We start from the raw sequence: 7224 nt of genomic DNA, 5'->3' as shown, positions 1-7224 counted from the left end.
TCACACCACTCGCCACAAGATCAAGATAAGCGGCCCGTTCCCGATCCAACCGCTTACGACCCGACCGATCCTCCCGGATCTCGAACATCACAACCCCTGAAAACTCAGGCGTTGCAACGACCACTAGAACCTAAGAGATTGCCGGGGGTCTGGGGGCAGCGCCCCCAGGTGGAAGCACGCAACAGAAACCCGCCAACGAAACAGGGGAACGCAGGGGAACGCAAGCGAACGCAGGCGTCCCCCCAACCGAAGACCCCCTTACAACTCAACCTACTCAGGGGGTCCGACAAGATCAGCCGAGCAAAGCGTCCACAAACGCGGAAGGCTCAAACGGAGCCAAGTGATCCGCCCCTTCACCAAGGCCGACCAGCTTCACCGGAACCCCCAACTCCCGCTGAACCTGGAAAACGATCCCGCCCTTGGCAGTACCGTCCAACTTGGTCAGCACGATCCCGGTGATGGCGACCTGCTCGGCGAAAACCCGAGCCTGGGTGAGCCCGTTCTGCCCGGTGGTCGCATCCAGGACCAGCAGGACCTCGTCGACGACAGCCTGCTTCTCCACGACCCGCTTCACCTTGCCGAGCTCGTCCATCAGCCCGACCTTGGTGTGCAGCCGCCCGGCCGTGTCGATCAGGACGGTGTCGACGCCAGCGTCCATCCCCCGCTTCACCGCGTCGAAAGCGACGGAAGCCGGGTCCCCGCCCTCAGGCCCGCGCACGGTCTCCGCACCGACCCGCTTGCCCCACGTCTCCAACTGGTCGGCGGCAGCGGCCCGGAACGTGTCCGCGGCCCCGAGCAGCACCGTGCGCCCGTCAGCGACCAGGACCCGCGCGAGCTTGCCCGTGGTGGTCGTCTTGCCGACACCGTTCACACCCACGACGAGCAGAACGGCCGGCTTCCCGCCGTGCGGCAACGCCTTCAGGGACCGGTCCATCTTCGGTTCGAGCGCGTCGACCAGGACGGACCGCAGCAACGCCGAAGCCTCGGCCTCGGTCCGCACGCCCGACGTCGCGATCCGCGACCGCAGGGTCTCCACGATCTCCGTGGTCAGGCCGGCGCCGAGGTCGGCGATCAGCAGCGTGTCCTCGACGTCCTGCCACGAGTCCTCGTCCAGGTCGCCGGCACCGAGCAGGCCGAGCAGCGACGTGCCGAACGCGTTGCGGGACTTCGACAGCTTGCCGCGCAGCCGCTCGAGGCGTCCGGCGGTCGGCTCGATCTCCTCGACCTCGGAGGCCTCGACCGGCAGGTCGACCTCGACGAAGCCGCGCTTGACCGAGTCGCGCGGCACCGAGGCGTCGTCCCCGACACCGGGCTGGCCGTCCACCTCGGTCCGGTCGGCGACAGGATGCTCGACGGGGTGCTCAACCGGCCGGTCCGCCGGGTGCGCGACGGGCACCTCGGACACCGCGACGGCCTCCGCCGCGGGGGCGTCCGGCGACGCGGGCGTCAGCGAGATGCCCGACGAGGCCTGGTACGAGCCGGGGCGCGGACCCTCCTCCTTCTGGGTCAGGCTGATGCGGCGGCGACGCGTCAGCACCACGCCGGTCACCAGCGCGGCGATCAGCACGACCGCCACTACGACGAGGATCAGGACAAGGGAAGACGTCGACACGGGACCATGGTTTCACAGGCCCGCATGTGAGCCGTCAACCATGTACTGCTCATTTAGGCGAAGATTTCACCAAAGCTCTTGCGTCCGGCTGCGGTGTGGAATAGACCACACGTCGTGAGGGTGATCGGACTGATTTCCGGCACGTCGATGGACGGCATCGACGTCGCCGTCGCCGACCTGTCGGTCCACGGCGACGTCGTCGAGCTCGTGCCGGTGCAGTGCGCCGAGCACCCGTTCCCCCAGGACCTGCTCGCCAAGCCGCAGACCCTCGCGGAAGTGTGCGCCTTCGACACCTCGCTCGGGCAGGCTTTCGGCGAAGTCGCCGCCGGATACCTACCGGCGGACCTGATCTCGTCGCTCGGCCAGACCGTCCACCACGAGGTGCAGGACGGCGACTGCCTCGGCACGCTCCAGCTCGGGCAGCCCGCGTGGATCGCCGAACGGACCGGGCTGCCCGTCGTCGCCGACCTGCGGGTGCGCGACGTCGCCGCCGGTGGTCACGGCGCCCCGCTGGCCTCCACGCTCGACGCGCTCTGGCTCGCCGGGGACGCGCCCGCCATCGCGCTGAACATCGGCGGCATCGCCAACATCACCGTCGTCCGGCCCGGCAGCGCGCCCATCGCCTACGACACCGGCCCCGGCAACGCCCTCCTGGACGCCGTCATGGAGGTCATCTCCGACGGAAGGCGCAGACAGGACACCGACGGCGAGTTCGCGAGCCGCGGCCGCGTGCGCGAGGACATCCTCAAGAAGCTCCTCGCCGACCCCTACTACGCCAAGCCGTGGCCCAAGTCCACGGGCAAGGAGCTGTTCAACGCCGAGTACCTCCAGGGATTCCCGACCGTGCCCGCCGAGGACATGCTCCGCACGCTCACCGAACTGACCGCCCGCACCATCGCGGACGCGTGCCGGGCCCACGACGCGAGCACGGTCGTCGCGTCCGGCGGCGGCATGCGCAACCCGGTGCTCGTCGACTCGTTGACCAAGGCGCTCGACCCGATCCCGTTGACCATCAGCGACTCGCTGGGCCTGCCCCGCGACGGCAAGGAGGCCTACCTCGCCGCCCTGCTCGGGTTCCTGACGTGGCACGGGATCCCGGGCAACACGCCGTCCGCGACCGGCGCGTCCGGCCCGCGGCTGCTCGGCAGCATCACGCCCGGTGACGGGCCGCTGAGGCTGCCGGAGCCCGTCACGACCGCAGTGACCAAGCTGAAAGTGGGGGAACCGAAGTGCGCGCACTAGACCTCGCGATCATCGCCCTGTTCCTCGTCGGCATGCCGTTGATCGGCATGGCGATCGGCGGCAGGCAGAAGTCGTCCACCGACTACTTCGTGAGCGAGAAGCGCATCTCGTGGTGGGTCGTGTGCCTGTCCGTGGTGTCCGCGGAGACCTCGACGCTGACCGTCCTGAGCGTGCCGGTGATCGCCTACATGGCGACACCCGCGCAGGGCGGCATGACGTACCTGACGCTCGCGCTGGGCTACATCGTCGGCCGGATCATCGTCAGCTTCGTGCTGCTGCCGCGCTACATCGCCGGTGACCTCGTGACGGCGTACGCGTTCCTGGGCAAGCGGTACGGCAACGGGATGCGCGCCACGGCGTCGGTGACGTTCCTCTTCACCCGTCTGCTCGCGGACGGCATCCGGCTGTTCGCGACGGCGATCCCGATCAAGGTCGTGCTCGCCGAGTACGGGATCACCGCGTCCTACTGGGCGATCGTGGTGGCGCTCGGCATCGCGATGGTGTTCTACAGCTTCTTCGGCGGCGCCCGCGCCGTCGTGTGGGTCGACGCGATCCAGATGCTCTGGTACGTCCTCGGCGGCGTCGTCGTGATCTGGGTGCTGGCCGGGCAGCTGCCGGACGGCTGGTTCGCCAAGGCCGCCGACGTCAACAAGTTCCAGCTGTTCGACTTCACCTCGTCCCCGCTGACCGGCGCCTACCCGTTCGTCGCGGCGTTCTTCGGCGGCGCGCTGCTGTCGATGGCCTCGCACGGCGCGGACCAGCTGATCGTGCAGCGGCTCATGGCCACGCGGGACGTGAGGTCGGCGCAGAAGGCGTTGATCGCCTCCGGGTTCGTGGTGTTCCTGCAGTTCGCGTTCTTCCTCTTCATCGGCGTGATGATGTGGGCGTTCTACGCGGGCGTCGACCCGGTGAAGGACCTGGGGCTCACGAACAAGGACGAGCTGTTCGCCCACTTCATCGTCAACGACCTGCCGAGCGGCCTGTCCGGCTTCGTGATCGCCGGCATCCTCGCGGCCGCGCTCTCGTCGTCGCTGGGCGCCTTGGCCTCCAGCACGGTCACCGACGTCTACGAACGCATCCGCAAGACCCCGATGACCGACGAGGAACGCCTGCGCCACGGCCGGATCTGGACCCTGGTGTGGGCGGGCCTGCTGATCGTCTGCGCGGGCGTGTTCGCCTCCTCGAACGCGACCACGGCGGACCCGATCGTGGTGCAGGCGCTCGGCATCGCCGGCTACACCTACGGCGCGCTGCTCGGGGCCTTCCTCCTCGGCCTGGTCTTCAAGCGCGTCACGCAGGTGGACGCGATCATCGCGTTCGTGGCGACCGTGCTCGTCGTCGGTTTCGTCATCCTCGGGGTCAAGTTCGTCGGGAGCACGCCGACGATCGACTTCGCGAAGGCCGACGCCACCCGGAAGTCCCTGACCGGCTGGTGGAACACGCCCCTGGGGGTGGCGGTCACCCTGCTCGTGGGCGGGTTGCTGTCGTTGCGGCACCCCCCGGGCGGGCACTCACGCCGGGTGCCGGTACGAGATGAGCTCGATGTGAAGACGGAATCCTAGGCGGGCGAACATGTTCTGCGACGACTCGTTGCCCGAGTAGATGGACGCCGCGGCCTGCGGTCTCGCACCGTGGTCCGCCGCGAGCTTCCACAGCAGCTCGGTGATGAGGGCGGCACCGACGCCCTGACCGCGGACGTCGGGTTCGACGGCCACGAAGTCGACGTAGTACTCCTCGGGCTGGGCCTTGCCCGCGGCGTACCCGAGCACTCGTCGGCCGTCCATCGCGACGACGACCGTGCGGGTGGCCGGATCGGACTCGACGAGTTGTTTGCCGGACAAGTAGGTGCGCGGGAAACATCGCTCGTGCAGCACGGCCACGGCCTCGTGCACGAACTCGTCGGTCGGCAGGACGCGCATCTCGCGTTCGCTGGGACATTTGGCGTCCCGCAGCAGCAACGTGCGCAGGTCCCCGTTGTCGAGGACGTGGATGGCGCTCGCCTTGCCCGCGGAGAAGCCGTGGCGTTCGGCGAACGCGGCCAGCCGCCGGTGGGCGGTGTGGCCGTACAGCTCGAGGTCGGTGACACCGGTGAGGAGCTCGGCGGCGCGCCGGAACAGCGCGTCGGCGGTCTGGTCCCAGATGCGGCTGCCCGCCGGGTGGTTGACCGGGACGTCGACGAACGGGCCGTGCAGCCACGCGCGGTTCAGCTCGGAGTCGACCTCCACGCTGAGCATGCCGGTGATGTTGTCGTCGGCGTCGACGGCCACCACCGTGCAGTCGGCCCAGCTGGGCTCGAACTCGCCGAGCTCCGCGCGGAGCTCGTCGGCTGTCTCACCGAGGTACCCGATGTGGTGCGCGGTGTCGGCCTGGAGCCGGACCAGCAGCGCCATCGTGGCGCCGAGGTCGCCAGGTTCGGCGAAACGGATGTCGTACATAGGAGGAATGGTTGCTCGCACGGCCGTTCGAAGCGAGGGAGTTTTCGGGCGTACCGAGACGACGGCGGACCGGCGCCCCGACTCGCGTAAAATGGCGTGGATGTCTCCCGCCCCAGAGCCCCCCGACACCCTCACCGCCCGCGCCGAGCTGGCGGAGTCGAAGGCGCACGCGGGCGACTTCCGGGGAGCGGTCACCGAGTTCCGCGCGCTGGTGAAGGAACGCACCGCGGCGGCGGGGCCGGACGACCTCCAGACCCTCTCCGCCCGGCTGAACCTCGCCAGGGTCCTCGGCACGGCGAAGCAGTTCAGCAAGGCCATCGGCGTCTGCGAGCCACTGCTGCGCGACCAGGTGCGCGTCCTCGGCACCGAGCACGCCGACACGCTCGAGACGCGGCAGCTGCTCGCCAACCTGCGCTACCAGACCGGTGACGCCGAGGGCGCGGCCGAAGAGCTCGAACGGTTGCTGGCGGCGCTGTCGCACCTGTTCCTGCCGACCCACGACCGGATCACGAAGGTGCAACGGGACATCGCGTTCCTCAAGCGGTCCTCGTAGGCGCGGGAGACAACACTCACACCGGCGGCCCCGCCGACACTGGTATGCCCCTCACGATCGCGGGACGACACCCAGATTCGGGCTTGCAGGGCTGGTGAGGGTGGGGGACTCTTCTACGGTGAGTGAGGAAACGATCCAACTCGATCTCAACGAATCCGGGGTGGCCGTCGACCTGCCCTTGCCGCCGAACAACCGGGACGGTGTCCAGGGTGTTCCGTATCGGCCGGTCGAGTTCCGAGACGATGATCTGCCCACCGCGCTGGAACGTGCTGCCGCCTGGCTGCGGCAGACCCAGGAGTGGCTGGGCGAGCCCGTGGACGTCATCGCAGTTCATCTCGACTACGACGACACCCACGGAAACCCGTACTACGACCTCAAGTTGCTGTGCAACGACGAGGACCTGGCGGGCGTGCCCAAGATCATGCGAGAGCACGAAGGGGCCCCTACCGGCCAGTAGCTTTCCTAGGCTACCGTTCGGAAGCATGTCGGATCGCGTATATCCCCCGGTGATCGCCGCAGCCAAGCTGATGTTCAAGGTGCTGGATGTGCGGATCACCGTCGAGGGGGCGCACCACGTCCCACGTACCGGTGGAGCGGTGCTGGCGTCCAACCACGTCAGCTACCTCGACTTCATCTTCGCGGGCTACGGTGCGCACCCGTCGGGGCGCCTCACGCGGTTCATGGCGAAGCACGAGATCTTCGCCAACAAGATCGCAGGCCCGCTCATGCGCGGCATGCACCACATCCCCGTCGACCGGAGCGCGGGTCAGGCCTCCTACCAGCAGGCGCTGTCCGCGCTCCGCACCGGCGAGGTGGTCGGGATCTTCCCCGAGGCCACCATCAGCCGTTCGTTCACGGTCAAGGACATCAAGTCCGGCGCGAACCGCCTGGCGCACGAGGCCGGCGTCCCGCTCATCCCGGTGGCCCTGTGGGGCACCCAGAGGCTGTGGACCAAGGGCCGTCCGAAGGACCTGACCCAGCGGCACGTGCCGGTCACCATCCTCATCGGCGAGCCGTTCGAGGCCTCCCCCGGCGACTCCGGTGACTCCCTGTTGCGCACGCGGCTGCAGGAGCTGCTCGACACCGCGCAGGCCTCCTACCCGAACGAGCCCGGTGCCTGGTGGGCGCCGGCACACCTCGGTGGCACGGCGCCGACGCCGGAAGAGGCAGCCGAGCTGGACGCGAGCGGGCGCTAAGCCTCTGCTCCGGCCGGTTCCGGTGTCGCCTCCGCGGCGGGCTCAGCGGGCTGCTGCGCCGGTGCGTCGGCGGACGTGCGCAGCCGCTGCGAGATCACCTGCGAGATGCCGTCACCGCGCATCGAGACGCCGTAGAGCGCGTCCGCGATCTCCATGGTCGGCTTCTGGTGCGTGATGATCAGCAGC

8 protein-coding genes are annotated in these 7224 nt (G+C 69.0%); 5 read left to right on the top strand and 3 right to left on the bottom strand.

Annotated features, from left to right (window positions below; genetic code table 11):
* Positions 1 to 292: 292 nt before the first annotated feature.
* Complete coding sequence (gene ftsY / locus VF330_RS02370; RefSeq protein WP_330849801.1) at positions 293 to 1612, bottom strand: signal recognition particle-docking protein FtsY; 1320 nt, start codon at positions 1610 to 1612, stop codon at positions 293 to 295.
* 120 nt (positions 1613 to 1732) lie between these two features.
* On the opposite strand from ftsY, the gene VF330_RS02365 reads away from it, so the two are divergent.
* Both VF330_RS02365 and VF330_RS02360 read left to right on the top strand, forming a co-directional pair.
* Positions 1733 to 2854 (top strand): anhydro-N-acetylmuramic acid kinase, encoded by a 1122-nt coding sequence (locus VF330_RS02365; RefSeq protein ID WP_330849802.1) that lies wholly within the window; start codon positions 1733 to 1735, stop codon positions 2852 to 2854.
* The gene (locus tag VF330_RS02360; protein WP_330849800.1) at positions 2842 to 4416 is read left to right on the top strand and encodes a sodium:solute symporter; all 1575 of its coding nucleotides are present in this window, start codon (positions 2842 to 2844) and stop codon (positions 4414 to 4416) included. The genes VF330_RS02365 and VF330_RS02360 overlap by 13 nt, the downstream gene beginning before the upstream one ends.
* Here VF330_RS02360 and VF330_RS02355 read toward each other — a convergent pair.
* Positions 4366 to 5289: a GNAT family N-acetyltransferase gene (locus VF330_RS02355; RefSeq protein ID WP_330849799.1), complete on the bottom strand. Its 924-nt coding sequence runs from the start codon at positions 5287 to 5289 to the stop codon at positions 4366 to 4368. The two genes, VF330_RS02360 and VF330_RS02355, sit on opposite strands and share 51 nt — an antisense overlap.
* A gap of 100 nt (positions 5290 to 5389) precedes the next feature.
* Between VF330_RS02355 and VF330_RS02350 the strand changes: the two genes are divergently transcribed.
* The 3 genes from VF330_RS02350 (at position 5390) to VF330_RS02340 (ending at position 7038) form a co-directional block, all read left to right on the top strand.
* The gene (locus tag VF330_RS02350; protein WP_330849798.1) at positions 5390 to 5842 is read left to right on the top strand and encodes a tetratricopeptide repeat protein; all 453 of its coding nucleotides are present in this window, start codon (positions 5390 to 5392) and stop codon (positions 5840 to 5842) included.
* A 118-nt stretch (positions 5843 to 5960) separates the two neighbouring features.
* A complete protein-coding gene (locus VF330_RS02345) occupies positions 5961 to 6299 on the top strand; it encodes a hypothetical protein (RefSeq protein WP_330849797.1) in 339 nt (112 codons plus the stop codon).
* A gap of 25 nt (positions 6300 to 6324) precedes the next feature.
* Entirely contained in the window at positions 6325 to 7038 is a 714-nt protein-coding gene (locus tag VF330_RS02340; RefSeq protein ID WP_330849796.1) for a lysophospholipid acyltransferase family protein, read from the top strand.
* Here VF330_RS02340 and VF330_RS02335 read toward each other — a convergent pair.
* Positions 7035 to 7224 (bottom strand): hypothetical protein (locus VF330_RS02335; protein ID WP_330849795.1); only part of this gene is annotated, 190 nt, incomplete at its 5' end. The two genes, VF330_RS02340 and VF330_RS02335, sit on opposite strands and share 4 nt — an antisense overlap.

This window comes from Lentzea sp. (assembly GCF_036380075.1).
GTDB lineage: Bacteria > Actinomycetota > Actinomycetes > Mycobacteriales > Pseudonocardiaceae > Lentzea.
This window is presented reverse-complemented; position numbering and strand designations above follow the sequence as displayed.

Excerpts from the sequence above, each read along its gene's own strand:
- VF330_RS02340 (WP_330849796.1), top strand. The coding sequence starts at position 6,325 with ATGTCGGATCGCGTATATCCCCCGGTGATCGCCGCAGCCAAGCTGATG.
- VF330_RS02355 (WP_330849799.1), bottom strand. The coding sequence starts at position 5,289 with ATGTACGACATCCGTTTCGCCGAACCTGGCGACCTCGGCGCCACGATG.
- VF330_RS02350 (WP_330849798.1), top strand. The coding sequence starts at position 5,390 with ATGTCTCCCGCCCCAGAGCCCCCCGACACCCTCACCGCCCGCGCCGAG.